The following is an 867-nucleotide window of genomic DNA, read 5'->3' as shown; positions in this document are numbered from 1 at the left end:
CCGATGCTAACGATACCGGCCGCGCAATGGAAGAATGCATGGCACCAGCGTCACAAGGGCTCTACGCTCGAAGAGACGTATAAGGCATCGCGCACAGCCCCACACCAAGTGGATGCGTGCTTCATCGGCATATACGCGCTGGAACGTGGCCTGAGCAAAGTGTTCGACTACGATCCGCGCCGCATAGTCCACATGGCTGAAACCACTAGCTGCACACGACTTATCAATCGACGGAGGTCATCATGAAACAGCAACTACCTCAATCCTTCATTCGGGCGGGCGTGACGCGCACGCAAATTGCGGCAGCTGCCGCAACCAATAAGGTCGAGGCGCGTATTAACATGAGTGCTGATGTGGCAGGTGCAGGGCTGTGCCCTGAATGCCGCAAGCCCATGGAACGCAGCAACGCGAACGGGTTTCCCGTCATGATCTGCGAAGCGCACCGGATTGCTATTCCAATGCCGGACGGCACCTTCTAAGGAATCGTCATGGCTAAGAAAAAAGCAGAGTTGTCCATCGAAGATATGATGGGATTTGATCTGCGACCCAAAACCGAAGAGCCTGCGCCCGAGAAGAAGGTTAAGAAAAAGGTGAAACGACCCGCGCAGGACCTCGATGCTATCGAGGAAACACCTGCGCCTAAAAAGCGTGGTCGTCCGCCCCTTCCCAAAAACACGGAACAGACACCAAAAGGTCGTGACCGTGATCAGCCTGTAACTGACGTTGTTTTGGTGAAGCCCGAGCGCGATCCGCTTGAGGATGACGACGATGACATGGGACTAACCGTGAGTCGAAAGCGTCGAGAGGTAGTGACCGTTGATGAGGACGGCTCACGAATCTCGCGCCTCAAATCAGGCTCTCTTAACT

1 protein-coding gene and 1 pseudogene are annotated in these 867 nt (G+C 55.0%); both read left to right on the top strand.

The genetic code is table 11. The annotated features are described in order from the left end of the window. Positions 1-242 precede the first annotated feature (242 nt). Positions 243-479 (top strand): hypothetical protein, encoded by a 237-nt coding sequence (locus AC1RPG_RS07795; protein WP_289864647.1) that lies wholly within the window; start codon positions 243-245, stop codon positions 477-479. Positions 480-488: 9 nt separating this feature from the next. Further along, positions 489-867: pseudogene (locus AC1RPG_RS07790) on the top strand (hypothetical protein); the annotation flags it as partial.

It is taken from the genome of Dellaglioa sp. CoH-57-MRSF-18 (assembly GCF_056781995.1).
Note: the sequence above shows the minus strand (reverse complement) of the source record. Positions and strands in the feature narration are given on the sequence as shown.

Bases quoted from the DNA above. Each gene is read 5' to 3' on its own strand.
- AC1RPG_RS07795 (WP_289864647.1), top strand. From the start codon at position 243: ATGAAACAGCAACTACCTCAATCCTTCATTCGGGCGGGCGTGACGCGC.